Annotated in this window: 26 protein-coding genes; 14 read left to right on the top strand and 12 right to left on the bottom strand. The window is 66.1% G+C overall.

Features of this window, described 5'->3' with window-relative positions; genetic code table 11:
• The first annotated feature begins 6 nt into the window (after positions 1–6).
• Together QTI04_RS30750 and QTI04_RS30745 are read left to right on the top strand one after the other, a co-directional pair.
• Positions 7–777 carry an ABC transporter permease gene (locus tag QTI04_RS30750; protein ID WP_286618978.1) on the top strand — a complete coding sequence of 257 codons (771 nt, stop codon included), beginning with the start codon at positions 7–9 and terminating at the stop codon, positions 775–777.
• Between the two features lie 82 nt (positions 778–859).
• Entirely contained in the window at positions 860–1,174 is a 315-nt protein-coding gene (locus QTI04_RS30745) for an EthD family reductase (RefSeq protein WP_286618977.1), read from the top strand.
• 11 nt (positions 1,175–1,185) lie between these two features.
• On the opposite strand, the gene QTI04_RS30740 is transcribed toward QTI04_RS30745, so the two are convergent.
• The gene (locus QTI04_RS30740) at positions 1,186–1,584 is read right to left on the bottom strand and encodes an OsmC family protein (RefSeq protein ID WP_286603845.1); all 399 of its coding nucleotides are present in this window, start codon (positions 1,582–1,584) and stop codon (positions 1,186–1,188) included.
• A 141-nt stretch (positions 1,585–1,725) separates the two neighbouring features.
• Positions 1,726–2,778 (bottom strand): aromatic ring-hydroxylating dioxygenase subunit alpha, encoded by a 1,053-nt coding sequence (locus QTI04_RS30735; protein ID WP_286618976.1) that lies wholly within the window; start codon positions 2,776–2,778, stop codon positions 1,726–1,728.
• 325 nt (positions 2,779–3,103) lie between these two features.
• Here QTI04_RS30735 and QTI04_RS30730 point away from each other — a divergent pair, with 325 nt between their 5' ends.
• From QTI04_RS30730 to QTI04_RS30715, 4 genes are read left to right on the top strand one after another with little or no spacing between them, the layout of a single operon-like run.
• A complete protein-coding gene (locus QTI04_RS30730) occupies positions 3,104–4,135 on the top strand; it encodes an ABC transporter substrate-binding protein (RefSeq protein WP_286603847.1) in 1,032 nt (343 codons plus the stop codon).
• Entirely contained in the window at positions 4,132–4,653 is a 522-nt protein-coding gene (locus QTI04_RS30725) for a nucleoside deaminase (protein ID WP_286618975.1), read from the top strand. The genes QTI04_RS30730 and QTI04_RS30725 overlap by 4 nt, the downstream gene beginning before the upstream one ends.
• A gap of 26 nt (positions 4,654–4,679) precedes the next feature.
• A complete protein-coding gene (locus tag QTI04_RS30720; protein WP_286618974.1) occupies positions 4,680–5,510 on the top strand; it encodes an urease accessory protein UreD in 831 nt (276 codons plus the stop codon).
• A gap of 21 nt (positions 5,511–5,531) precedes the next feature.
• Entirely contained in the window at positions 5,532–6,974 is a 1,443-nt protein-coding gene (locus QTI04_RS30715; protein ID WP_286603850.1) for an MFS transporter, read from the top strand.
• 6 nt (positions 6,975–6,980) lie between these two features.
• On the opposite strand, the gene QTI04_RS30710 is transcribed toward QTI04_RS30715, so the two are convergent.
• Together QTI04_RS30710 and QTI04_RS30705 are read right to left on the bottom strand one after the other, a co-directional pair.
• Positions 6,981–8,042: a VTT domain-containing protein gene (locus tag QTI04_RS30710; RefSeq protein ID WP_286618973.1), complete on the bottom strand. Its 1,062-nt coding sequence runs from the start codon at positions 8,040–8,042 to the stop codon at positions 6,981–6,983.
• Positions 8,039–9,259 (bottom strand): plastocyanin/azurin family copper-binding protein, encoded by a 1,221-nt coding sequence (locus QTI04_RS30705; protein WP_286618972.1) that lies wholly within the window; start codon positions 9,257–9,259, stop codon positions 8,039–8,041. Before QTI04_RS30705 ends, QTI04_RS30710 begins: the two co-directional genes overlap by 4 nt.
• A gap of 144 nt (positions 9,260–9,403) precedes the next feature.
• On the opposite strand from QTI04_RS30705, the gene QTI04_RS30700 reads away from it, so the two are divergent.
• The gene (locus tag QTI04_RS30700; RefSeq protein WP_286618971.1) at positions 9,404–9,979 is read left to right on the top strand and encodes a sigma-70 family RNA polymerase sigma factor; all 576 of its coding nucleotides are present in this window, start codon (positions 9,404–9,406) and stop codon (positions 9,977–9,979) included.
• On the top strand, positions 9,966–10,646 hold the full coding sequence (locus tag QTI04_RS30695) for an anti-sigma factor (protein ID WP_286603854.1): 681 nt from the start codon (positions 9,966–9,968) through the stop codon (positions 10,644–10,646). The genes QTI04_RS30700 and QTI04_RS30695 overlap by 14 nt, the downstream gene beginning before the upstream one ends.
• Here the strand turns inward: QTI04_RS30695 and urtE are convergent, their stop codons facing one another.
• The 8 genes from urtE to ppk2 form a co-directional block, all read right to left on the bottom strand.
• Positions 10,647–11,339, bottom strand: coding sequence for an urea ABC transporter ATP-binding subunit UrtE (gene urtE / locus QTI04_RS30690; protein WP_286618968.1), 693 nt, complete (start codon positions 11,337–11,339; stop codon positions 10,647–10,649).
• Between the two features lie 7 nt (positions 11,340–11,346).
• On the bottom strand, positions 11,347–12,222 hold the full coding sequence (gene urtD, locus QTI04_RS30685; protein ID WP_286618967.1) for an urea ABC transporter ATP-binding protein UrtD: 876 nt from the start codon (positions 12,220–12,222) through the stop codon (positions 11,347–11,349).
• Complete coding sequence (urtC, locus tag QTI04_RS30680) at positions 12,219–13,433, bottom strand: urea ABC transporter permease subunit UrtC (protein ID WP_286618965.1); 1,215 nt, start codon at positions 13,431–13,433, stop codon at positions 12,219–12,221. The genes urtD and urtC overlap by 4 nt, the downstream gene beginning before the upstream one ends.
• Complete coding sequence (gene urtB / locus QTI04_RS30675) at positions 13,430–15,010, bottom strand: urea ABC transporter permease subunit UrtB (RefSeq protein WP_286618963.1); 1,581 nt, start codon at positions 15,008–15,010, stop codon at positions 13,430–13,432. Before urtB ends, urtC begins: the two co-directional genes overlap by 4 nt.
• Positions 15,011–15,128: 118 nt before the next feature.
• The gene (gene urtA / locus QTI04_RS30670; RefSeq protein ID WP_286603859.1) at positions 15,129–16,397 is read right to left on the bottom strand and encodes an urea ABC transporter substrate-binding protein; all 1,269 of its coding nucleotides are present in this window, start codon (positions 16,395–16,397) and stop codon (positions 15,129–15,131) included.
• 197 nt (positions 16,398–16,594) lie between these two features.
• Positions 16,595–17,443, bottom strand: a complete 849-nt coding sequence (locus QTI04_RS30665) for a lipase family protein (RefSeq protein ID WP_286618961.1) — start codon at positions 17,441–17,443, stop codon at positions 16,595–16,597.
• Between the two features lie 24 nt (positions 17,444–17,467).
• Positions 17,468–18,511 (bottom strand): PHB depolymerase family esterase, encoded by a 1,044-nt coding sequence (locus QTI04_RS30660; RefSeq protein ID WP_286618960.1) that lies wholly within the window; start codon positions 18,509–18,511, stop codon positions 17,468–17,470.
• A 91-nt stretch (positions 18,512–18,602) separates the two neighbouring features.
• Complete coding sequence (ppk2, locus tag QTI04_RS30655; protein ID WP_286618958.1) at positions 18,603–19,520, bottom strand: polyphosphate kinase 2; 918 nt, start codon at positions 19,518–19,520, stop codon at positions 18,603–18,605.
• 154 nt (positions 19,521–19,674) lie between these two features.
• On the opposite strand from ppk2, the gene QTI04_RS30650 reads away from it, so the two are divergent.
• From QTI04_RS30650 to QTI04_RS30625, 6 genes are all read left to right on the top strand, one after another.
• Complete coding sequence (locus tag QTI04_RS30650; RefSeq protein WP_286603864.1) at positions 19,675–20,694, top strand: transporter; 1,020 nt, start codon at positions 19,675–19,677, stop codon at positions 20,692–20,694.
• A gap of 115 nt (positions 20,695–20,809) precedes the next feature.
• The gene (locus tag QTI04_RS30645; RefSeq protein WP_286618956.1) at positions 20,810–21,664 is read left to right on the top strand and encodes a 3',5'-nucleoside bisphosphate phosphatase; all 855 of its coding nucleotides are present in this window, start codon (positions 20,810–20,812) and stop codon (positions 21,662–21,664) included.
• The gene (locus tag QTI04_RS30640) at positions 21,661–22,602 is read left to right on the top strand and encodes a DMT family transporter (protein WP_286618955.1); all 942 of its coding nucleotides are present in this window, start codon (positions 21,661–21,663) and stop codon (positions 22,600–22,602) included. The genes QTI04_RS30645 and QTI04_RS30640 overlap by 4 nt, the downstream gene beginning before the upstream one ends.
• A gap of 36 nt (positions 22,603–22,638) precedes the next feature.
• Positions 22,639–23,274 (top strand): L-threonylcarbamoyladenylate synthase, encoded by a 636-nt coding sequence (locus QTI04_RS30635; protein ID WP_286603866.1) that lies wholly within the window; start codon positions 22,639–22,641, stop codon positions 23,272–23,274.
• Between the two features lie 40 nt (positions 23,275–23,314).
• The gene (locus QTI04_RS30630) at positions 23,315–23,986 is read left to right on the top strand and encodes a site-2 protease family protein (protein WP_286603867.1); all 672 of its coding nucleotides are present in this window, start codon (positions 23,315–23,317) and stop codon (positions 23,984–23,986) included.
• Between the two features lie 10 nt (positions 23,987–23,996).
• Positions 23,997–25,319 (top strand): tryptophan--tRNA ligase, encoded by a 1,323-nt coding sequence (locus QTI04_RS30625; RefSeq protein WP_286618954.1) that lies wholly within the window; start codon positions 23,997–23,999, stop codon positions 25,317–25,319.
• Positions 25,320–25,379 lie beyond the last annotated feature (60 nt).

Raw genomic sequence — 25,379 nt, 5'->3', positions numbered from 1 at the left:
CCACCCATGAAAAACAACAAGCAATTCGAACACTGGTCGCCGTGGCTCCTGCTGGTGGCGGTCCTCGTGCTGTGGCAGGTCATCTGCTCGGGCTTCGGCGTCTCGGAGTTCATCTTTCCGAGCCCGTGGCGCATCTGGACGCAGTTCTGGGAGTTCAAGGAAATCATCGCGGGCCATGCGTGGCGCACCTTCTGGGTCACGATGGCGGGCTTCGGCATCGCGATCGTGGTGGGCGTGCTGCTGGGCTTCGTGATCGGCAGCTCGCGGCTCGCCTACGCGGCGGTGTACCCGCTGATGACGGCCTTCAACGCGCTGCCCAAGGCCGCATTCGTGCCGATCCTGGTCGTGTGGTTCGGCATCGGCATCGGGCCGGCGGTCCTGACGGCCTTTCTCATCAGCTTCTTCCCGATCATGGTGAACATCGCGACCGGTCTCGCGACGCTGGAGCCGGAGCTGGAAGACGTGCTGCGCGTGCTCGGCGCCAAGCGCTGGGATGTGCTGACGAAGGTCGGCCTGCCGCGTTCGATGCCCTACTTCTACGGCTCGCTCAAGGTGGCGATCACACTCGCCTTCGTCGGCACCACGGTGTCGGAGATGACGGCCGCCAACGAGGGCATCGGTTACCTGCTGATTTCCGCCGGCTCCTCCATGCAGATGGGGCTGGCCTTCGCGGGCCTGATGGTGGTGGGCGCGATGGCCATGGGGATGTACGAACTCTTCAGCGCGGTCGAGAAGCACACCACGGCCTGGGCGCACCGCGGTTCGCAGAACGAGTGAGGCGCCGCAAGGGCGCCGGAGTGTGCCCTTGTCTCCCGCGGCGGGTTCTCCTATGCTCGCGAACCCGACAAGGAGACAAGCCATGATCAAGGTCAGTGTGATGTACCCCAACACCCCGGGAGCGCGATTCGACCACGACTACTACCGCGACAAGCACATGCCGCTGCTGAAAGCCAGGATGGGCGATGCCTGCAAGTCTTACACGATCGACAAGGGAATCGCCGGCGGCGCGCCGGGCGCACCGGCGACCTATGTCGGCATGTGCCACATCTTCTGCGACTCCGTGGAGTCCTTTCAAACCGCCTTCGGGCCGCATGCCAAGGAGATCCTGGGGGACATCCCGAACTACACGGACCTCCAGCCAGTGATGCAGATCAGCGAAGTGGTCGTGGGCTGAACGTCGGCGACTCAGGCAAGCACGGTCTCGATCTCCGTCTTCACCTCGGTCATCAGCCGGTGCAGCGGGCACTTGCCGGCCACGCGCAGCAACTCGGCGCGCTGCTCGTCGCTCAGATTGCCCGTCACGCGCAGCGAGGTCTTGAGGCGATAGGTGCCCTTGCGCTCCTCGCTGGCGTCGCGATCGACCACGACTTCGATGTCCTCGACCGGGATGCCCTTGCGCTGCGCATAGACCAGCACGGTCAGCGCCTTGCAGGCCCCCAGCGACGAATCGTAGAGATCGTGCGGCGAAGGCCCCGCATCCTTGCCGCCGGCGTCCGGCGACGCGTCGACCGGGATCTCGTGCGCGCGAACCTTCACAGTGTGCCGGGTGGCGGTGGTGCTGTCGCGTCGAACGGTGATGCTCATGAAAGTCTCCTGATGATCAGCCGGCGATGGTAGCCCCGCTCAATCCCAGAAATCCCGCGGAACCGGCTCGGCCGGGCCGCAGGGGTTGCCCCCCAAAGGGGGTGCCCGAGCCACACGAAGTGGACGAGGCTGGGGGCGAACTCAATCAATGCCGCGGTGCACCTCGGCCTCGCCGTGCTTCGCCAGCAGCTGCATCAGGTGCTTGCGGATCAGCATGCCGGGGCGGTCGGACTCCATCGAGTACTCGACGCCGCGCCGGCGGGTGTCGACCAGCGCATCGGGGTCGGTCGATTCGAGGATGTCCTTGTCCTCGCGCGTGATCTCCTCGTCGAAGTCGATCAGCATCTGTGCGGCGCAGTCGGCTTCGGTGTCGTTGCGGAACAGCCATTGGCACAGCTGCATGCGGCCATCGTCGATGGGCGTGAAGCAGTTGATGATGATGTGGCGGATCCCCGAGGGGTACTCGATGTCGAGCCGGCGCGAGAATGGCAGGAAGTAGGCATTGCGCATGTGACGCGTGGTGATCGGATCGGTCACACCGCTGATCGCATGAAACTTCGCCGGGTTCACCGCTTCGATCACCGTCTCGGCGTAGAAGCCGCTGTCGTTCTCGACCAGCTCGTACTTGCTCGGCTTGGGGCTCGCCGCCACGCCGAAGGTCGCGCGGTGCACGAAGCTGAAGTGCGAGTTGTCGAAGGAGTTTTCCAGCGCGCGCATCGGGCTGGTCTGCCACTCTTCGTAGAACTGGTGGATGGTGCGGTAAGCCGGATCGGCGAACTCTGGAATCTCGGGGATGTCGGCAATGGGCTCCTCGAGGGCCACCCACGCGTACCCGTAGCGTGCGGTGCAGTGGTAGGCCGTGGTCTTGTACTCGGGCGAGATCTTGCGGTCGGGCTCGTACTGCGGGATGCGGATGACCTGCCCGCTGCGGTCGTAGGTCCAGCCGTGGTAGCCGCACTGGATCGCACCTTGCCCGCAGGCCTTGCCTTCGCCATCCACGCACCAGCCCTTCGAGAGCTTGGCGGTGCGGTGGCAGCAGCGGTCGCGCAGCGCGGCGGGCTGGCCGTCCGCATCGAGGAAGAGAACGATGTTCTCGCCGAGCAGCGTGAAAGGCTTGGGGCCCTGCTGCAGTTCGACCAAAGGCATGACGGCATGCCAGAACTTGCGGAAGACGGATTGTTGCGTGACGAGCATGAAAAAAGACTCCTTCGGGTGTGCGTGGGGACGACCATGAAAGAGCAATTTCCCGCCGGGACATCCGGCTGAACGCTTCTACTCTGCGCCAGCGTCGATGCAATTTGCGCGCCCGGATTGTCCCGCCGTGCCGGTGCGCAAGGCCAGGCGAGCGGCCTCATCCCGGGCGAATCACCTTGGCATGCGTCGTGCATGAACGAACTCAAGAGTAGAAGCGTTCAGCAGCGCACGCACAGCATCAGTGCGCCGCCCGGAAATTGCTCTTGAAGTGCCCGGCCGCAACGGCGGGCGTTCAAGTTCCACGATCTTCCGGAGATAACTTTCCATGCAACGCCGTACCTTCCTCGCCTCAGGCGCAACGAGCGCCGCCGCCCTTGTCGCTCCCAGCGTCTTCGCACAGGGCGCGCCCAAGCTGACGCCGCTCAAGTTCACGCTCGACTTCCGCATCAACGGGCAGACCGCACCCTTTTTCCTCGCGGAGAGCAAGGGCTACTACAAGGACGAGGGCCTGGACGTCACGATCGACACGGGCGCCGGTTCGGTCGCCTCGATCACGCGCATCGCCAGCGGCGTGTACCAGCTGGGCCTGGGCGACATCAGCTCGCTGGTCGAGTTCAATGCGCAGAATTCGGGCACGCCGGTGGTGCAGGCGGTGTACCAGTACTACAACCGCGCACCGTTCGTGATCATCGGCCGCAAGGACCGCGGCGTCACCGGCGAGTTCAAGAGCCTCCAGGGCAAGAAGGTCGCCGCCGCCGCGGTGGAATCGACACGCCGCGCCTGGCCCATGGTGGCCCGCAAGCAAGGCATGAAGCCCGACGCCTTCCAGTGGCAGACCACCGACTTCAGCGCGCGCGACAACGTCATGGTGCGCGGCGACGTCGATGCCGCCACCTACTTCCACGACTCGGCCGTGTCGCTCTTCGCGCGCATGAAGACCGATGAACTCGCGGTGCTCAAGTATTCGGATGCCGGCGTCAACCTGTATGGCAATGCGATCCTCGCGAGCAGCAACCTGATCGTGCAGAACCCGAAGGCGGTCGCGGCCTTCCTGCGCGCAACCAACCGCGCGATCGTCGAGACCTTTGCGAATCCGGCGCCGAGCATTGCCGCGATGCGCCAGCGCGAACCCATCCTGGACGCCAAGGTGGAACTGGACCGCTGGAGCATCACCGCACAGTACGTGGGTGCCGCCGATACGCGCACGCACGGGCTGGGCGACATCAAGAAGCTCACGCTCGAACAGCAGGTCGACGAGGTGGCAGAGGTCTTCGGCCTGAAGACCAGGCCCTCGGCGGATGCGATCTTCAACAGCTCGATGCTGCCCGCACGCGGCGAACGTAACATCAAGGCATGAGCTCAGATCCTCCAGGCAACTTTCCCCCGGAAAGCCAGCTCGACGAACGCGACGGCCGCTATCTCCGCAAGGCGATCGTGTGGTCGCACGCGGGGCGACGGCGCGGCAATCGGCCTTTCGGCGCGGTGGTCGTGTCGGCCGCCGGCGAAGTGCTGGCGGAGGCCTACTGCAATACGGCGGAGACAGGCGACGTCACCGGTCACGCCGAGACCAACGCCGTGCGCATGCTGGCCGATCGCAAGCTCTCGCGCGAAGAGCTGGCCGGCGCGACGATCTATTCGTCGGGCGAACCCTGCGTGATGTGCGCGGGCGCGATCTTCTGGTCGAACATCGGCCGCGTGGTGTTCGGCATCGACGCCGAGCGGCTGCGGCTCTTTCGCGGGGAGCGCAGCGACCAGCGCGACGCCGAACTGTCGTGTCGCGACGTGTTCCGCGCGTCGCCGCATACGATCGAATGCATCGGGCCCGCGCTGATCGACGAGGCCAGTGCCGCGCACGTGGGGGCCTGGAAGACCTGAGGCTTCCTGCACCCTACACTCCGCCCATGCCATGGCACGCGCGACTCGACCTCGACTACCAACTTGAACAACAACGCAGCGTCGCACGCTTTCGCCACGACGGGCCGCTGCGCATCCTGCAGAGCCTCTACCCCGAGGGCGACGCGGTGTGCCACAACGTGCTGGTGCATCCCCCGGGTGGCCTGGTCGGCGGCGACACGCTGGACATCCGCGTGCACGCGAAGGCCGGCGCCCACGGCCTGATCACAACGCCGGGTGCCAGCCGCTTCTACCGCTCCGACGGCGAACTGGCGCTGCAACGCGCCGATCTGACCGCGGACGCCGGCTCGCGCCTCGAATGGCTGCCGCTCGAGGCGATCTGCTACAGCGGCTGCCGTGCCGAGAACCGGCTGACCCTGCGCGTCGCCGAGGGCGCGGAGCTGATCGGCTGGGACGTCACCGCCCTCGGCCTGCCGCATGCCGGCAAGCCCTTCGAACTCGGCACGCTGCAGCAGCACATCGAGGTGCCGGGCGTATGGCTGGAGCGCGGGCGCATCGATGCCGCCGATCATCGACTGCTGCAAAGCCCGGTCGGCTTCGCGGGCCATCGCTGCATCGCGTCGATCTTCTTCGTCGCCGGATCGCCCATCGACCGGGCGCGTCGCGATGCCGCGCTTGACATCGCGCGCTCGCTGATCGATGCCCATGCGTTGCACGAGAGCGCAGGCGCGACCAGCCCACATGCGGAAATCATCGTGCTGCGCGCGCTCGCACCGGTGGTCGAGCCCGCCATGCACTTGCTGCGCCAGGTGTGGATGGCGTGGCGCTCCGAGCTGTGGAAGCTGCCCGGCCAAGCGCCGCGGATCTGGTCGATGTAGACCATCGGGACGGGCCCTGCCATGAGCCTCACGCACAGCGACATACCGGCCCGCCTGGACCGTCTGCCGTGGTCGCGCTGGCACTGGCGAGTGGTGATCGCGCTCGGCGTGGCCTGGGTGCTCGACGGGCTGGAGGTGACGCTGGTCGGCTCGCTGGGCGGCGTGCTGGAACGGCCCGACACGCTGGGGCTGAGTGCCGCGCAGATCGGCTGGACGGGGTCGCTCTACATCGGCGGCGCGGTGATCGGCGCGCTGGTGTTCGGCCGGCTGGCCGACCGGCTGGGCCGCAAGAAGCTCTTTCTGATCACGCTGGCGGTCTACGCGCTGGCGACGCTGGCCACGGCCTTCTCGCCCAACTTCGCCTTCTTCGCGCTGTGCCGCTTCGCGACCGGTCTGGGCATCGGCGGCGAGTACGCGGCGATCAACTCCGCCATCGATGAGCTGATCCCCGCTCGGGTGCGCGGCCGCGTGAACCTCGCCATCAACGGCAGCTTCTGGATCGGCGCCGCGCTCGGAGCCGGCCTGAGTCTCTGGCTGCTCGACCCACGTGTGCTGGGGCCAGTCCTGGGTTGGCGCGTGGGCTTTGCACTCGGCGCGTTGCTCGCCGTGGCGATCCTGCTCGTGAGGCGCGACGTGCCGGAAAGCCCGCGATGGCTGATCGCCCATGGCCGGGTCGAGGAAGCGGAGCGCATCGTGCAGCGCATCGAAGCCGAAGTGAGTGCGCAGCACGGTGCGCTGCCGAGCGCCATCGGCCAGGTGACATTCGGCCGCCGCGCCAACCCCGGCTGGCGCGAAGTGGCGCAAGTGCTCTTTCGGCGCTACCCGCAGCGCAGCATGGTCGCTCTGGCGCTGATGATCTCGCAGGCCTTCTTCTACAACGCGATCTTCTTCACCTACGCGCTGGTGCTGACACGTTTTCACGGCGTGCCCGAAGGCAAGGTGGCGCTCTACATCTTTCCGTTCGCGCTCGGCAATGTGCTCGGACCGCTGCTGCTGGGTCCGCTGTTCGACCGGGTGGGCCGGCGCCGGATGATTGCGCTGACCTATGTGCTGTCGGGCGTGGGCCTGGCGATCACCGGGTGGGCCTTCATGGAAGGTTGGCTCGATGCGCGCAGCCAGGCGCTGTGCTGGTCGGCGGTGTTCTTCCTCGCATCGGCGGCGGCGAGTTCGGCCTACCTCACAGTGAGCGAAGTGTTCCCGCTCGAGATGCGCGCGATCGCGATCTCGCTCTTCTATGCGGTGGGCACGGGCGCCGGCGGCTTCGTGGCGCCGGTGCTCTTCGGCGCATTGATCGAGACCGGCAGCCGCGGTGCGGTGGCGGTGGGCTACGCGATCGGCGCGGCGCTGGTCATCGTGGCGGGCCTGCTCGCGCTGCGCTATGCGGTGAACGCCGAGCGCAAGCCGTTGGAAGAGGTCGCGCCGCCGCTTGGATCGGAAACGGAAGCGCGAACCGGCGGTCGCTGAACGCTTTCAATGAAGCGTGGTCGGATGCCCCGCGTCCACCCACGCTTCCAGCCCGCCCAACAGCGGACGCGCGCGCTTCATGCCCCTTGCCGCGAGTGCTTGTGCGGCCAGCGCGGCCGAGACTTCATTGGGGCAACTGCAGTACAGGATGATCTCGCGGTCGCCACCGTCGAAAGGCAGCTCGGATCGCCGTTGCTGGAGTTCCTTGAGCGATACCGGCAGTGCGCCCGGGATGCGCCGCGGGTCGACCTGCACCCCGGCGTCACCGCGCACGTCGATGACGATGGGCGGCGGCTCGCCACTCATCAACGCCCGAAGCTCGCCGACGGTGACGCGTGGCATGCCGGTGAGCCGCAGGAAGGCCCGCCGCCGCAAGTAGCGCACGACCAGCATCGCGGCGAGCACCACCACAAGCGCCACCGTCGCGAGGGTGCCAGCGTCCGCGATGACTTCCAGCACGGCCTGGATCTCGTCGCGGAACAGCCAGCCCAAACCCAGGAACACGACCACCCACAACAACGCGCCCGCCACCTCGAAGACCAGAAAGCGCCATGACGACATGCCCAGCGCGCCGGCCATCGGAGGCGCCACCACCGACACGCCGGGCACGAACTTGGCCGCCACGAGCGACAGGCCACCCCATCGGCCGATCAGCGTCTCGCTGCGCCGCACGCAGGAATCCGGTGAGATCGAGATCTTGCACAGCAGCCGCATGAACCGGTAGCCGTAGATGCGCCCTGCGTAAAACCAGACGGCGTCGCCGAGCACGTTCGCCAGCACGGCTGCGGCCACCATGTAGATCAGCAACGCCGGCTCCGCCACGGCCGCCAGCGCACCGGCCACCACGAGCACCGGCGATGCCGGCACGGGCAACCCGACTCTTGCCGCGAAGGTCACGAGGAACACCACGGGAATCGCGTGGCCGACCATGAGCAGCATCAGTTCCTGCACGCTGCGCTCCCGGTCGGTGGCTGACGGCAGGAAGTCGGGAGCTTGGGCATGGGTCTCTCGGGCGAAGGAAACCCCCGAGCGTACCGCCGGCCCGGCCGCGCTGCAGCGAAAGCTCAATGCGCGGCGCCGACCGTGACCCGCGCCGTCATGTAGGGATGCACGGAGCAGACGTACTCGTACGCGCCGGGCTTTGAGAACGTGCGCTTGAACGACTGGCCCGGCAACATCAGGTCCATGTCCTTGGCGCCATCCGCAAAGGCGGTGCCGTGCGGCGCACCGTCGTTGTTGGTCCAGGTCACGCTCTGCCCCACGGCAATGGCGAGTTCCACCGGAGCGAAGGCGAAGTTGTCGATCGAGACCTTCGCCTCGGCGCCCGTCCCGGCGCGATGCTGGACAGCCACCTTGCGCGGCGCATTGCCGACGGGAATGGTGGCGACCGGACCGCCGGCGAGATCGACCACGCTGACGTCGTTCGATCCCTCGTTGGTCACCAGCACCTTCTTGCGGTCGGGGAGGACGTCGACCCAATGCGGTTGCTTGCCCACCGCGATGCTGCCGGACGCTGCACGCGTCGCCGGATCGAAGAGCATGAGCTCGCCGGGCCCCTGCACCACCACCACGCCCGCCGGCGTGCCGGCGAAGTGATGCGCGACATGCGGCGAAACGCCGGTGGGTATCTGCGCCACCACGCGGTTGGAAGCAGGGTCGAATACCTGCACCGCGCTCACGCCGGCCAGCGTCACGTAGAGCGCCTTGCCATCGGGGCCGAACTCGAGGTCGCGCGGCGTCTTCTCTACCGGCACGCTGGCCGTCACTGCGCGCGTCGGGAGGTCGATCACCACCAGCGCGAAATTCCCCGGCGCCTGCGAGGAGACGTAGGCCTTTTGGCCGTCCGGACGGATTGCGATGGTGTGCGGCTTGGGAACCGGCACCGTCGCACTCACCGCGCGGGTGGCCGTGTCGACGAAGGCCACGCGGTCGTCGCCGTTGACTGCCACCAGCAGCCAGTGGCCGTCGGGCGTGATCGCGAGGCCTTGTGGCCCCTTGCCGACCTCGACCGTCGCCGCCACCTGATCGCTGGCCGTGTCGATCACGCTGAGGCTCGATGCGCTCGATCCGCTCACGAAGACCTGGGTATCGTCGCGCGCGACGGCGATGCCATCGGGCCCCGCGGCCACGGGCACCGTGGCCACCACGCGCAAGGCGGCGGCATCGATCACGCTGACCGAGTTGTCCTTGAAGTTCCCGACGTAGGCCTTGGGCCCCGCGGCCCAGGCCGGTGCGGCGAGAAACAGCGCCGCGAACGCTGGCGCAAGAATCGAATGCAGCTTCATGAGCACACTCCCGAGTGGGTAAAGAAGGAACAGAATCGCCATCACGCATGACGGACCGGGCGTGCCGGCTATTCCCGATCCGAGCGAAAAACGAATGGCGGAATAAAGCCATCCGCCCGCCCGTCATGCAGGGGAAGGAATCCGTTGAACGACCGCACCCGTCGATTCGAGGCCGCCGCCTTGCCGCATCTGCCTGCCGCGTACAACCTCGCGCGCTGGCTTCTGCGCGACGACCAGCAGGCCGAGGACGCCGTGCAGGAGGCCTGCCTGCGCGCCTTTCGCTTTTTTGACAACCTGCGCGGCGAAGACGCGCGGCCCTGGCTGCTGGGCATCGTTCGCAACGCCTGCTACGACTGGATGCGCCAGCATCGCCATCTGGCGGACCAGGTGGAATTCGACGAACTGCGCGACAGCGGCGTCGACGAGCCCGGCATCGGGTCGAGCCCGCCGGGCGGGGGCGACCCGGCCGCGCTATGGGAACAGCGTGCGACCGGCCAGCGCGTCGATGCGGCGATCGAGGCGCTGGCACCGGCCTTTCGCGAGGTGATCGTGCTCCGGGAACTGGAGGACCTGTCGTACGAGGACATCGCGCGCATCGCCGGCATTCCCATCGGCACGGTGATGTCGCGCCTGTCGCGTGCCCGTGCCCTGTTGCGCGCCGCGCTTGGCGCGGAGGCGCCTCGCGCGCAGGTTGGAGGAAAGCGTGATGCCAGCAACTGACGACGACGAACTCGGGCCCCTGATCCGGCGCGAAGCGACGCGACATGCGCCGCCCGCGGCACTGGCCGAGCGCATCCTTGCCGACTTGCACAAGGCAGACGTGCGTGAACCGCTCCGCCCACAGCGCCGTCCGACTGCGTGGCCCTGGCTTCAGGCCATCACGATGTTCGTCGCAGGTGCCGCCACCGCCTGGGGCATCGCGCTGGGCCTGCTGGTGATGCCGGCGCAGGAGGTCATGAGCGACTCCATCACCGACAGCCATGTGCGTTCGTTGATGGGATCGCACCTCGCCGATGTGCTGTCTTCCGACCGCCACACGGTCAAGCCCTGGTTTGCCGGCAAGCTCGATTTCTCGCCGCCCGTGGTCGACCTCGCAGCGGAGGGCCTGCCGCTGATCGGCGCGCGGCTCGACTACATCGCCGGTCGGTCGGTCGCCGCGCTGGTCTACCAGTCGGGGCCGCACGTCATCAACCTGTTCGTCTGGCCTGCTCCGGATGAAAATCCGGCAGCCCCGCAGCTGCTGGCAAGGCGCGGCTACAACCTTGCGCACTGGACGGGAGGCGGCATGCAGGCCTGGGCGGTATCCGATCTGAATCCGGCCGAACTGCAAGCCTTCGCTACGCTCGTGCGAGATCGAATGGCGACTGCGGAAAGCGCTGCGCGCTGATCAGATCGCCACCAGTTGGCGCACGCCCTGCGCTTCCATGTCCTTGCCGAGGCCGCGCGCGATGACCTCGCCGCGCTCCATCACAAGGTAGTCGTCGGCCAGCTCCTGAGCGAAGTCATAGTACTGCTCGCAAAGCACGATCGCCATGTCGCCGCGGTCGGCCAGCATGCGAATCACCCGGCCGATGTCCTTGATGATGCTGGGCTGGATGCCTTCGGTCGGCTCGTCCAGGATCAGCAGCTTGGGCTTCGGCGCGAGCGCGCGGGCGATGGCCAGTTGCTGCTGCTGGCCGCCGGAGAGGTCGCCGCCGCGGCGGTTCAACATCTGCTTGAGCACCGGGAAGAGCTCGTAAAGCTCCGGAGGGATCGGCGTGCTGCCCGACTTGTAGGCAAGGCCCATGCGCAGGTTCTCCTCGACCGTGAGGCGCGCGAAGATCTCGCGGCCCTGCGGGACGAAGCCCATGCCGGCACGGGCTCTTTCGTACGGCGTCCTCTTCTGGATGGGGGCGCCGTCGAATTCGATGCTGCCGCTCTTGATGGGGACCAGGCCCATGAGGGACTTGAGCAGGGTGGTCTTGCCTACGCCATTGCGGCCCAGGAGTACGGTGACCTTGCCCAGGCGCGCTTCGAAGCCGACGTCCCGGAGGATGTGGGAGCCGCCGTAGTACTGGTGGATGTTTTTTACGCTCAGCATGCGATCCTCAACGCCCCAGATAAACCTCGATGACACGCTCGTCGGCCTGGACCTCATCCAGAGTTCCCTGCGCGAGCACGGACCCATCGCACAGCACCGTCACGATCTCCGAGATGGTTCGGATGAAGCTCATGTCGTGCTCCACCACCATCAGCGAATGCTTGCCTTTCAACGACAGGAACAGCTCGGCCGTCCGCGCGGTCTCTTCATCAGTCATTCCCGCGACGGGCTCATCGAGCAGCAGCAGCTTCGGGTCCTGCATCAGCAGCATCCCGATCTCCAGCCACTGCTTCTGCCCATGACTCAGATTGCCCGCCAGACGCAACACGCTGCCTTCCAGATGAATGGTGTGCAGCACTTCAGCCAGCCGGTCGCACTGCGCCGAATCCAGCCTGAAGAGCATCGACGCCTTCACGCCCTTGTCCGTCTTGAGCGCCAGTTCGAGGTTCTCGAACACGGTGAGATACTCGAACACGGTCGGCTTCTGGAACTTTCGTCCGATGCCCAGTTGGGCGATCTCGGCTTCCTTGTGGCGCAGCAGGTCGATGGTGCTGCCAAAAAAGACGGTGCCTTCGTCGGGACGCGTCTTGCCGGTGATGATGTCCATCATCGTGGTCTTGCCCGCGCCGTTCGGCCCGATGATGCAGCGCAACTCGCCCGGTGCGATGTCGAGCGAAAGCTTGTTGATCGCCTTGAAGCCGTCGAAGCTCACGCTCACGTCTTCGAGATAGAGGATGCGGCCGTGCGTCGTGTCGACTTCGCCCGACGTCATGTGCCGGCCGTAGCCTGCCGCGCGGCCGCCCGATTCGGTCTGAAGTGCGTGATCGAAGGCGATGTGCCTGGCGACGCGTTCCGCGCCGGCGTCCATCAGGTCGGGGGTCATGCGCGTGCTCCCTTCGGTTCGACGACAAGGGGCGGCGTGGTTGCAGCGGGCTCGACACCCTGCTCCGTTGCCATGGCGCGCTGCACCTCGCGACGGGCTTCGCTCGGGGCCTTTTCCCTCGTCGCCCATTTCTTCACCAGCCCGACGATGCCGTTGGGCAGGAACAGCGTGACGGCGATGAACAGCGCGCCGAGAAAGTAGAGCCAGTATTCCGGATAGGCCACGGTGAGCCAGCTCTTCGCCCCGTTGACGATGAAGGCGCCGATGATCGGCCCGATCAGCGTCGCGCGACCGCCGACCGCCGCCCAGATCGCGATCTCGATCGAGTTGGCCGCACTCATCTCGCCGGGGTTGATGATGCCGACCTGCGGCACGTAGAGCGCGCCGGCCACGCCGCACATGACGGCAGAGATGACCCAGATCGTGAGCTTGTAGCCCAGCGGGTTGTAGCCCGAGAACATCACGCGCGACTCGGCATCGCGAATCGCCTGCAGCACGCGGCCGAATTTGCTGCCGATCAGCCACTTGGAAAAAAGGAAGAAGCCGAGCAGCGTCAGGCCCGTGAGCACGAAGAGCGTCATCCGCATCTCCTGCGTCGCCAGCGGAATGCCCAGGATGCGCTTGAAGTCCGTGAAGCCGTTGTTGCCGCCGAAGCCCGTCTCGTTGCGGAAGAAGAGCAGCATCGCCGCGAAGGTCATGGCCTGCGTGATGATCGAGAAGTACACGCCCTTGATGCGCGAGCGGAAGGCGAAGAAGCCGAACACGAAGGCGATCAGGCCCGGCACCGCGACGATCAGGATGAGCGTGGCGATGAAGCTGTCGCTGAAGGTCCAGTGCCAGGGCAACGTCTTCCAGTCGAGGAACACCATGAAGTCCGGCAGGTCGCTCTTGTAGTTGCCGTCGCGGCCGATCTGACGCATGAGGTACATGCCCATCATGTAGCCGCCCAGCGCGAAGAACAGGCCGTGGCCCAGTGAGAGGATGCCGGTGTAGCCCCAGATCAGGTCCATGGCCAGCGCGCAGATGGCGTAGCACATGATCTTGCCGACCAGCGCCACGGCGTAGTCGCTCATGTGCAGCGCGCCGCCGGGGGGCACCACGATGTTGAGCACGGGCGCGAGGGCGCAGACGACGATCAGCACGACGAAGAAGGTGGTCCAGCCCTTGCCGCTGAGCAGCGGGCCCTTGGAAGGAAGTACGACTTTGCTCATGCCTCGGCACTCCGGCCCTTCACCGCGAAGATTCCTTGCGGACGCTTCTGGATGAAGATGATGATGAAGACGAGCACCGCGATCTTCGCGAGCACCGCACCGGCCCAGCCTTCGATGAACTTATTCAGAATGCCCAGGCCCATGGCCGCGTACACCGTTCCGGCGAGCTGGCCGACACCGCCCATCACGACCACCATGAACGAATCGACGATGTAGCTCTGGCCCAGATCCGGGCCGACGTTGCCGATCTGCGAAAGCGCGCAACCCGCAAGCCCCGCGATGCCGGAGCCCAGCGCGAAGGCGTAGGTGTCGATGCGCGCCGTGTTGACGCCCATGCAGGAGGCGATCGGCCGGTTCTGCGTGACGCCGCGCACAAACAGGCCGAGCCGCGTGCGACCGATCAGCCATCCCATCGCGAGCAGCACCAGGCCCGCGAAGATGATGATGCAGATGCGGTTCCATGGCAGCGTCACGTTGCTCAGCATGGTGAAGCCGCCGCTCATCCACGCCGGGTTCTCGACACCGACGTTCTGCGCGCCGAAGATCGAACGCACCAATTGCTGCAGCATCAGGCTGATGCCCCAGGTGGCCAGCAGTGTTTCGAGCGGCCGGCCGTAGAGGAAGCGGATCACGCCGCGTTCGAGCACCGCACCGACCAGGGCCGAAGCGAGGAAGGCGACCGGGATCGCCGCGACCAGGTACCAGCCGAAGGCCGACTCCGGGAAGTAGCGCTGGAAGATGCCCTGCATGACGTAGGTCGCGTAGGCGCCGATCATCATCAATTCGCCGTGCGCCATGTTGATCACACCCATCAGCCCGTAGGTGATGGCGAGACCCAGAGCGGCAAGAAGCAGCACCGAGCCGAGGCTGATGCCGCTGAAGATCGCGTTGATGCGGTCGCCCCAGACGAGCGATCCGTCGATGCTGCTGATCGACGAGACGATGGCCGCCTTGACGTCCGCTTCGGTCTCTTCGGCGAGGCGCTGGTTGAGCAGCAGCTTGGTGTCGGGGCTGCGGCTCTCTCCAAGGTCCTTGGCCGCGACCAGCCGCTTGCCCTTGTCCGCGCTGCTGAGCATGCTGGCTGCACGCACCAGTTCGAGTTGTGCCTTGATCTTCGGATTCGTTTCGGCAGCCAGCGCCTTCTCGACCAACGGCAACCGCGACTCGTCGGGCTCCTTGAACAGCGCCTGCGCCGCTTCCGCGCGCACCGCGTCGTCCTTGCTCGTGAGCTTGAGCGCAGCCTGCGCCGCGTCGAGCGCGCCACGCATCATGTTGTTGTTGACCACGTCCTCGGCATCGTCGGGCAGCTTCTGCTCCAAGCCGGTGACCGGGTCGAACGCCTTGTCGTCCTTGATGACGAACACCTTGTCCGCCGTGAACTTGACCGCGTCGTCCGACATGGCCTGAATAAAGGCAGCGGTCTTCTCGTCAGCCGAAACAACGGCCTTGTTCAGCGCCGCGATGCGGGCCTCGGATTCGCCGGAAGCGATGGCCTTCGCCTCATCGGTCGTCAGCGCATGGGCCGGAATGTTCGTCAGCAGCAACAGTGCCGCTGCGCAGAGGTAGATAAGACGCATAAATGTGTGACGGCCGTTCTCAGTTTCCAGAAACACCGCGGGCCGGCTCTGCCGGCCCGCTGGTGTTGCCCCCCCGAAAGGGGGTGTCCGAGCCCCACGAAGTGGGCGAGGCTGGGGGTTAGAGCGATTTACCGGCAGGCTGGTCAGGCTTCTTGTCGTTGCCCTCGATGTACGGGCTCCACGGCTTGGCCTTGACCGGACCCGGCGTCTTCCACACCACGTTGAACTGGCCGTCGGCCTTGATCTCGCCGATGAACACGCTCTTGTGCAGGTGGTGGTTCTTCTCGTCCATCTTCGAGACGATGCCCGAGGGGGCCGTGAAGGTCTGGCCGGCCATCGCGGCGATGACCTTGTCGGTGTCCGTGCTCTTGGCCTTCTCGACCGCCTGCTTCCACATGTGGATGCCGATCCAGGTGGCCTCCATCGGGTCGTTGGTCAGCGGCTTGTCCTTGTGGCCGGCGATGTTCTTGGCCTTGGCGTAGTCGCTCCACTGCTTGATGAACGCCGTGTTGGTCGGGTTCTTGATGCTCATGAAGTAGTTCCACGCGGCCAGGTGGCCGACCAGCGGCTTGGTGTCGACGCCGCGCAGTTCTTCCTCGCCGACCGAGAAGGCGACCACAGGCACGTCCTTGGCCTTCAGGCCGGCGTTGCCGAGTTCCTTGTAGAAGGGCACGTTGGAGTCGCCGTTGATGGTCGAGACCACTGCGGTCTTGCCGCCGGCCGAGAACTTCTTGATGTCGGCGACGATGGTCTGGTAATCGCTGTGGCCGAAGGGCGTGTACTTCTCGTCGATGTCCTTGTCGGCCACGCCCTTGCTCTTCAGGTAGGCGCGCAGGATCTTGTTGGTGGTGCGCGGATAGACGTAGTCGGTGCCCAGCAGCACCCAGCGCTTGGCGCCGCCGCCTTCCTTGCTCATCAGGTAGTCGACGGCCGGAATGGCTTGCTGGTTCGGCGCGGCACCGGTGTAGAACACGTTCTTGCTGAGTTCTTCGCCTTCGTACTGCACGGGGTAGAACAGCAGGCCGTTCATTTCCTCGACGACCGGCAGCACCGACTTGCGCGAGACCGAGGTCCAGCAGCCGAAGATCACCGAAACCTTGTCCTGGCCGAGCAGCTGCTTGGTCTTTTCAGCGAAGAGGGGCCAGTTGGAAGCCGGGTCGACCACCACGGGCTCGAGCTTCTTGCCGAGCACGCCGCCCTTGGCGTTGATGTCATCGATGGCCATCAGCACCGTGTCCTTCAACACGGTCTCCGAGATGGCCATCGTGCCGGAGAGCGAGTGCAGCACGCCGACCTTGATGGTGTCCTGTGCGAAAGCAGGCGCGGCAGAAAGGCTCGCCAGAGCGACAGCGGCGGTGAGCGCCTTGAGGGTGAAACGACGTTGCATGGTGACTTCCTTCTCCTGTTGTGGTGTGAACGATGGAGAGGAGTCTGCGGAAGAGGTCTCGGGGCGGGAATACGCCGGGTGGCGTACGGGGGTTTGCTCGCCCCCAGGTCGGGCTCACTGCGTGTAGCCCTCCCACCCCCTGCCGGGGGTGTCCGAGCCACACGAAGCGGGCAAGGCTGGGGGCGAGCTAGAAGGCTCTAAAAGAACCCTCGCGCGTAATTGATCGGTGCGTGGTCCGCCAACTCGCGCAGCAGCACGGCGCCGGGCTTCCATGCATGTTCCGTCGCAAAGCGGGCGCGGCCCTCGATGCGATCTGCCTCGATCATGGGCGGCGCCGGATCGTCGACGCAGACGCCGTCCAGGCAGGTGATGTAAGTCACCGCGCCGGCATGCGCATAGAACGACAGGGCCGGCGGCAACTGCGTCACCACGTCGCATCCATCGACGAGGCGCACGATGTTCGTCTCCGCCAGCGCCGCCACGAAATCCGCGTCACCCACGCGGGGTGAGCCGAGCGTAACGAGCAATTCCGGCCGCAGCACTGTCGTGGTCAAGGTGGCGAGCGCCGCACCCAGACTGTGGCCGGCAAGGATCAGGCGGCTTCGGCTGATTCCCTCGCCCGCCAGCCATTCGCTCAACTGCGGCATGACGCCACGTGCCGCCTTGGCGAAGCCGGCGTGCGCTCGGCCGCCGCTTTCGCTCCAAGCCGACTGCTGCGCCTGCAGATTGGTCGCGAGGTGGCGGATTTCATCGGGCTGGGTGCCGCGGAAGGCGATGAGCGCACTGCGGTCGCCTGCATGCAAGGTGCCGAACGCAAAGGTCGCGCCGTCCAGGAACAGCGTCGGGGCACCGAAGCCCGCGTTGGCCAGCGCGTCGGTCAGTCGCAGTTGCTCGGCCTCCGACGTCTCGGCGCGGTAGTACGCCAGCCGGGAAGCCTCGATGGCCCATTGCGTGGGCGTGTAATTGCGGCCCTGCTCGAACAACGCCTCATGCCGCTCGGGCGAATAAAGCGCCGATCGGCTTGCGTCGTAGGAGATGAGGGGCATGGGCTGGAGCCTCGCGCATCCACTCTACTGCGGTTCCCCGGCCAACCGGAACTGCCGCGACGCGAACGCCCACACGAGCTTGGTCGCGTCGGGGCCGGAGGCGTCGGTGAAGAGCATGCTAGGCACGCCACCGCTCCAGGCATGCCCGAGCCCCGCGATTTCGCACAACGAGACCACGGTACGGCCCCGGCGCGTGTAGTCAGTGATGCGCATGGCGTGGCGCTTGCCGCGCTGCAGCACCCGGCTCGTGCCGGGCCGTGCGCCGGTGGCCACGGCCCAGACCTCGGCGGTGCTGCCGGCATTGCTGGCCGACACGACGGTATCGGCATCGCCATGAAGGATCAGCAGGGGCGGCAGCGTCGTGAACGCCGCTGCGGCGCTTATGGCCTTGCCCACCGCCGTCGCCGGCATGGGCGGCACGTGCTGCCCCCGCATGGCGCCGAGTGCCGTGGCGGGCGACTTGGCCGCGCCGGGCGCCACGCCGGAGTGCATGGCCAGTGCCTTGAAGCGCAACGGATACCGCGTCGCCAGGAGGGCCGCCATGCTGGCGCCGGCCGAAAGACCGGCGAGCGCCGTGCGCTCACGGTCCACGGGATAGAGCATCTGAACCTGGTCGATCGCCGCGATCAGCGTCGCCGCTTCGGCGTCGGCCTTGCCTGAGCGGCGGTCGTACCAGTTCCAGCAGCCTTGCGCGTTGGCAAGTCGGTCCTGCTCGGGGTAGAGCACCAGGAAGCGTTCTCGCGCGGCGAGCCGGTTCATGCGGGTACTGACGGCAAAGTCGCGCCCGGTCTGGCCGCAGCCGTGCAGCATGACCATCAGGGGCAGCTTTTCGCCGAGCTGCAGATGCAGGTCCGGCGGACGGTAGACGTGATAGCGCCGCGCGCCGGCCGGACCCAGTGCCACGCCCGGAAGCCAGTCCCCGCCGCCGGGCGGCGGCTTGAGCTGCTTCGCTGCCGCGCGCTGGACCTGGTTGGCGATGCGCTTGCTGCTACCCAACGTGGCCTTGGTGAGCGCCTTGAGGTTGCGCTGATAGGCACGCGTGAGCGGGGAAAGGAGGCGGCGGGGCATCGAAGTGCGCGTGGGTCGGTCGACGCACGGTAGCAGCTTCGACCGCACCTTTCCACCCAAACGAGCCGCCCATCCGGCCGGCCGCTCGGGGTCAATACACCTCGGGAACGTACATGTCGGCCGGCACCGGGTGGCGCAGGTAGTCCTCATTGCGCACGCGCGCCGGCAAGGTGATCGGCGCGTGTTCGACCTCCTGGTAGGGCAACTGGCCCAGCAGATGGGTGATGCAGTTCAGGCGGGCCTTTTTCTTGTCGACCGCCTGCACGACCCACCAAGGTGCCTCGGGGATGTGGGTGCGGTCCAGCATCGTCTCCTTGGCCTTGGTGTATTCCTCCCAGCGGCGGCGGGATTCCAGGTCCATCGGGCTCAGCTTCCACTGCTTGAGCGGGTCGTGGATGCGGCCCAGGAAGCGCATGTGCTGTTCTTCGTCCGTGATGGAGAACCAGTATTTGATGACCTTGATGCCCGATCGCACCAGCATCCGCTCGAAGTCTGGAACGGTGCGGAAGAACTCCTCGTATTCGTCGTCGGTGCAGAAGCCCATGACCCGTTCGACGCCCGCGCGGTTGTACCAGCTGCGATCGAACAGCACCATTTCGCCCGCAGCGGGCAGATGCGCCACGTAGCGCTGGAAATACCACTGGGTGCGTTCGCGGTCGTTGGGCGCCGGCAGCGCGGCCACGCGGACCACGCGGGGATTGAGCCGCTGCGTGATGCGCTTGATCACGCCACCCTTGCCAGCCGCATCGCGCCCCTCGAACAGGATCACGACCTTCTGCCTGCTGTGCTGCACCCAGTCCTGCAGCTTGACCAGCTCGCCCTGAAGGCGAAACAGCTCCTTGAAATAGGCCTGCCGGCCGGCCTTGTCGGTGATCCTGCCGGATTCGAGCTCGTCGAGGCTGCGGTCCTCGAGTTCGAGTTCGATCTCCTCGTCATAGCTGTCGATCAGGTCGCGCGCGATGCGCTCGATCAGGTCGTCCTGGTCTCCGAGGGTGGTGGGCAGCGTCATGGTCGTTCTCTGGATGAAGGCAAGGTAAAACCGCATGCTCATCCCGCAGCATGACTGTCATGTGACAGAAAGTGTGCCCACTCGGCGTCGTCACACGGCTGACACACGCCCCGGCCAGGATGGCGCGTTCATGACAAGGACACCCTGAGTTTCAATGGCCGGCGCGTATGGAAGCGACGAAGCCGGACTGATCTGCGGCTACCTGTTCGATGCGGACTCGCCCGAGCCGTCGCGCTCCGTCGATTCGCCGCAGGCCGCCGAATGGCTCGCCCGGCACGGCAATGCGGGCCCGCAAACAGGCGGTGCCTACATGTGGCTCCACTTCAACCTGAGCCATGCGCAGGCCGAACGCTGGCTGCTGCGGCATGCCGGTCTCTCCGACCTGTTCTTCGAGACGCTCAAGGAAGGACTGCACTCGACCCGCATCGAGCGCGCCGACGACTCGCTGATCGCCGTCATCAACGACGTGCATTTCGAATTCAGCTTCGAGCCCTCGGACATCTCGACCTTGTGGATCAGCGTCGGCCCGCGCCTGGTGGTGACGGCGCGCACGCAGCCGCTGCGCTCGGTCGATGCGCTGCGCACGGCGGTGAAGGCCGGTGACGCGCCGCGCTCCAGCACCGAACTGCTCGAACACCTGCTGCGGGTGCAGGCCGACGTGCTGGTAAACATCGTGCGCGGCGTGACGACGCGCATCGACCGCATCGAGGACGAACTGCTGGCCGGCCGTCTCGATCACAAGCGCGCGCGGCTGGGCGTGCTGCGCCGCGTGCTCGTGCGGCTGCAGCGCCTCCTGGCACCAGAGCCGGCCGCCCTCTTCCGCTTGCTTCAGAACCCGCCCGCCTGGATGGCCGAGCCCGATGCCCAGGAATTGCGCGGCTCGACCGAGGAGTTTTCAGTGGTGCTGCGCGACATGGGCGCTCTGCAGGAGCGCATCAAGCTCCTGCAGGAAGAGATCGCCGACAACGTGAACGAGGACAACAACCGCAGCCTGTTCGTGCTCACCGTGGTGACGGTGCTGGCGCTGCCCATCAATATCCTCGCCGGGCTGTTCGGCATGAACGTGGGCGGCATTCCACTGGCCGAGCACAAGCATGGGTTCTGGATCGTCGTGGCCATCGTGCTGAGCTTCACGGCTGTCGCGGCATGGGTGGCCTTCCGCAAGAAGCGCTGAGGGGCAACGGCGGCATCCGCAAGGCCGGAGCCGCACAAGTGCTATCCATTTGGTAGCAGCTTCCGCAGACGCCATGCGCTCTGCAAGCCTTTTCGAGAAAGAATAAGATCGCGGAGTGACTTCCATCCTCAACGCCGACCTGCACTGTCACTCCGTGGTATCCGACGGCACGCTGACGCCCGAAGCTTTGGCGGCCCGCGCAGCAGCCAATGGCGTCGAGCTGTGGGCCCTGACCGACCACGACGAAATCGGCGGCCAGCACCGGGCGGCGGCCGCGGCCCGCGAGCAAGGCATGAAGTACCTCACCGGCACCGAGATCTCGGTCACCTTCGCCGGCGAAACCGTGCACGTCGTGGGCTTGGGCTTCGACCTCGACGACGCGGCCATGAGCGAAGGCCTCTACGACACACGCGGCGGCCGCGGCAAGCGGGCGCAGGAGATGTCCGAGGGGTTGGCCAAGGTCGGCATCCACGGCGCCTATGAAGGAGCGCTCAGGTTCGTTGGCAATCCCGAACTCATCTCGCGCACCCATTTCGCCCGGTTTCTGGTGGAAGCGGGCCACTGCAAGGACACCTCCGAGGTATTCCGCAAGTTCCTCACCGAGGGCAAGCCCGGGTACGTGCCGCACCGCTGGGCCACGCTGAAGGACGCGGTGCAGTGGATCACCGCCGCGGGCGGGCTCGCCGTGATCGCCCATCCCGGCCGCTACAAGTTCACCGCCAATGAGGAATACGCGCTCTTTGTCGAATTCAAGGCGCATGGCGGCAAGGCGATCGAGGTCGTGACCGGGAGCCACACGCCCGCCGAGTACGTCGAATACGCGGACAAGGCGCTGGAGTTCGGCTTTGCTGCCTCGCGAGGCAGCGATTTCCATAGTCCCGACGAAAGCCATTGCGACTTGGGCAAGCTGCCCTGGCTCCCGGGCAAGCTCACCCCGGTGTGGGAACTGCTGGAGCACCGCATCCAGTGACTGCGTTGGAGAGCGGCGGCTCCGCCGCGAGAAAGATCACGCGCGATCTCGAATCGGAGCGCATACTCGCCGGCATCGGACTGGTGCTGCTCGCCGTCGCGTGCTTTGCCACGCTGGACACCGCCACCAAGCTCTCGACGGCTGCCGTGCCGATCCTAATGGGCGTTTGGGTGCGCTATGCCTTCCAGGCGGTCGCGACGACGCTCGTGCTGCTGCCGAAGCACGGCCCGCGACTGCTGCGCACGCAGCACCCCAAATACCAGTTGCTGCGCGGTGCCCTGCTGCTCGCGTCGAGCACGCTGGCCTTCCTGAGCCTGCGCTACATGCCGTTGGCGGAGTTCACCTCGATCGTGCTGATCGCGCCATTGGTCATCACGTTGCTGGCCGCGACCACCCTCAAGGAACAGGTGTCGCCACTGCGCTGGGCCCTGGTAGCGGGCGGTTTCGCCGGTACGCTCGTGATTCTGCGGCCGGGCGGCGAGGCGTTCAGTTGGGCGATGCTGCTGCCGATCGGGCTGGTGCTGACCAACGCCTGGTTCCAGGTGCTGACCAGCAAGCTGGCACGCACCGAGAACCCACTCACGATGCATTTCTATACCGGCTGGGTGGGCGCGTTGCTCGCGTCGGTCGCGCTGCCCTTCGCGTGGACGACCCTGCCCTCGTGGCACTGGTGGGCGTTGCTGTGCCTCATGGGGTTCATGGGGACGGTGGGCCACTTCATCCTGATCCTCGCCTACCAGCGCGCGCCGGCATCGACGCTCACGCCCTATCTTTATGCGCAGATCGCGTTCGCGATGCTGGGCGGCTGGCTCATGTTTTCGCAGATTCCGGACACGATCTCGTTAACCGGCATGGCGCTGATCGCCATCTGCGGCGCCGCCGGCGCTTGGCTCACGGTGCGCGAACGTCGCGTGCCGATCGAGCCGGCGGAGTCCTGAAGCCCGATACTTTGCACCTCCAGATCCAGTGACGCCATGGCCCAGTACTTCGAAGTCCATCCCGACAATCCCCAGCAGCGCCTGCTGAAGCAGGCCGTGGCGCTGCTTGCGCGCGGCGAGATCGTCGCCGTGCCGACCGACTCGAGCTACGCGCTGGCCTGCCATCTCGACGACAAGGATGCGGTCGACCAACTGCGGCGCATTCGCCAGGTCGACGAGAAGCACCACCTGACGCTGATCTGCCGCGACCTGAGCGAGCTTTCCAACTACGCGCGGGTCGACAACAAGCAATACCGGCTCCTGAAGGCCTCCACGCCTGGCCCCTACACCTTTCTCCTCGAAGCCACCAAGGAAGTGCCGCGGCGCGTGAGCCATCCCCAGCGCAAGACCATCGGCCTGCGCGTGCCCGACCACAGGGTGCTCGGCGAACTTCTCATGCTGCACGGCGAGCCGTTGCTGGCGACCACGCTCATCCCTCCCGGCGAAACCGAGGCCCTGAACGACGCCGCTGAGATCCGCGAGCGCTTCGAAAAGCAGATCGGCGCCGTGATCGACTCCGGCGCCTGCCCCTCGGAACCGACCACCGTGGTCGACCTCACGCCGATGGGCACGGGCGGCGATCCCGTGCTGGTGCGGCAAGGCCGCGGACCGCTCGCGGTGCTCGGTCTCTGAGTCCCGCAGGGGACAGGCAACGGTCTGAGACAATCCAGCGGTGGATTTCTCCAACCTCATCCAAACCGTCCTCATTTACGCACTGCCCGTGATCTTCGCGATCACCGTGCATGAAGCCGCGCACGGCTACGTGGCGCGCTACCTGGGCGACAACACGGCCTACGTGCTCGGCCGCGTGACGCTCAACCCCATCAAGCACATCGACCCCATCGGCACGATCCTGATGCCGCTGATGCTGTACTTCGCGACTTCGGGCGCCTTCCTGTTCGGCTATGCGAAGCCGGTGCCGGTCAATTTCGGCCATTTGCGCAATCCGAAGCGCGACATGATCTGGGTCGCTCTGGCCGGCCCCGCATCCAACTTCATCCAGGCGATCATCTGGGCCCTGTTCTTCTACGGGCTCGTCGGAGCAGGCATCAATGAACCCTTTTTCATCAAGATGGCGCAGGGCGGCGTGCTCGTGAACCTCGTGATGTGGGCCTTCAACCTGTTTCCCCTGCCCCCGCTCGACGGCGGCCGCGTGCTGGCTGGCCTGCTTCCGCGCGGCGGCGCGCAGAACTTTCTGGCGCGCATCGAGCCTTATGGCTTCTTCATCGTGATGGGTCTGGTCCTCGCGGGCATCGTCAGCACCTACTGGCTGAGGCCGTTGATGGGCTTCGGCTACGGCGCCATCGACCTGCTGCTCACGCCCATCGCCGCCCTGATCCGCTGAGTCTTCTCCCATGGCCTCGTCTTCTCCCGAAACCATTCGCTTCCTCACCGGCATCACGACAAGCGGTACGCCGCACCTCGGCAACTACGTGGGCTCGGTGCGCCATTCCGTGCGTTTCAGCCGCCGGGCCAATGTGCAGAGCTTCTATTTTCTGGCGGACTATCACGCGCTGATCAAGGTCGACGAACCTGCGCGCATCCAGCGCTCGACCCTCGAAATCGCGGCAACCTGGCTGGCCTGCGGCCTGGACCCCGAGCGCGTCACCTTCTACCGGCAGTCCGACATCCCCGAGATCCCGGAGCTGACCTGGTTCCTCACCTGCGTCACCGGCAAGGGCCTGCTGAACCGCGCCCATGCCTACAAGGCATCGGTCGACAAGAACACTGCAAAGGGCGACGACCCCGATGCCGACGTGAACGCGGGCCTCTTCATGTACCCGGTGCTGATGGGCGCGGACATCCTGATGTTCAACGCGCACAAGGTGCCGGTGGGCCGCGACCAGGTCCAGCACATCGAAATGGCGCGCGACATGGCGCAGCACTTCAACCATCTCTACGGCGAGCACTTCACCCTGCCCGAGGCGGAGATCGACGATGCCGTGGCCACGCTGCCCGGCCTCGACGGCCGCAAGATGAGCAAGAGCTACGACAACACGATTCCGCTTTTCACGCCGCGCGCCCAGTTGCAGAAGCTGATCGCCGGCATCGTGACCGACTCGCGCGCGCCCGGCGAACCCAAGGACACCGAAGGCTCCGCCCTGTTCCAGATCTACCAGGCCTTCGCGGACAGCGAGGAAACCGAGACCTTGCGCAAGGCCTATGCCGACGGTATCGGCTGGGGCGACGCCAAGCAGATCCTGTTCGAGCGCATCGACCGCGAGGTCGCGCCGATGCGCAAGCACTACGAAGCCCTGTTGAACGATCCGGCGCAGATCGAGAAGGTCCTGCGCGCCGGTGCCGACAAGGCACGCGAGATTTCGCGTCCGTTCATGGCCGAGCTGCGCCACGCGGTCGGCCTTCGCAATCTGGCGACCCAGGACAAGACTGCAAGGCAGAAGGCGGCCAAGGTCGCACGCCCGAGTTTCAAGCAGTACCGCGAGAGCGATGGGCTTTTCTATTTCAAGCTGCTCGATGCGAGCGGCGCGCAACTGGTACAAAGCCGGGGGTTCGCGTCACCGCAGGAAGCGGGTCGTGCGATCGGCATGCTGCGAGAGCAGCGCGGGGCCGCACTTGCCCTACTCGCCGCACAGCTCGAGCCCATCGACAATGAAGGAACAAGTGCGGCATCTGCCGCGCTGGAGGCGCTGGCTGCCGACGCAGCAAGCGGGAGCTAATTCAAGTGACAGCCAACACGCGGCGATGGGCCATCCCCGACCTGCGGACACAGTGAGAAA

The sequence above is a fragment of the Variovorax sp. J22R115 genome, from assembly GCF_030317005.1.
In the GTDB taxonomy this organism is placed as follows: domain Bacteria; phylum Pseudomonadota; class Gammaproteobacteria; order Burkholderiales; family Burkholderiaceae_C; genus Variovorax.
This window is presented reverse-complemented; position numbering and strand designations above follow the sequence as displayed.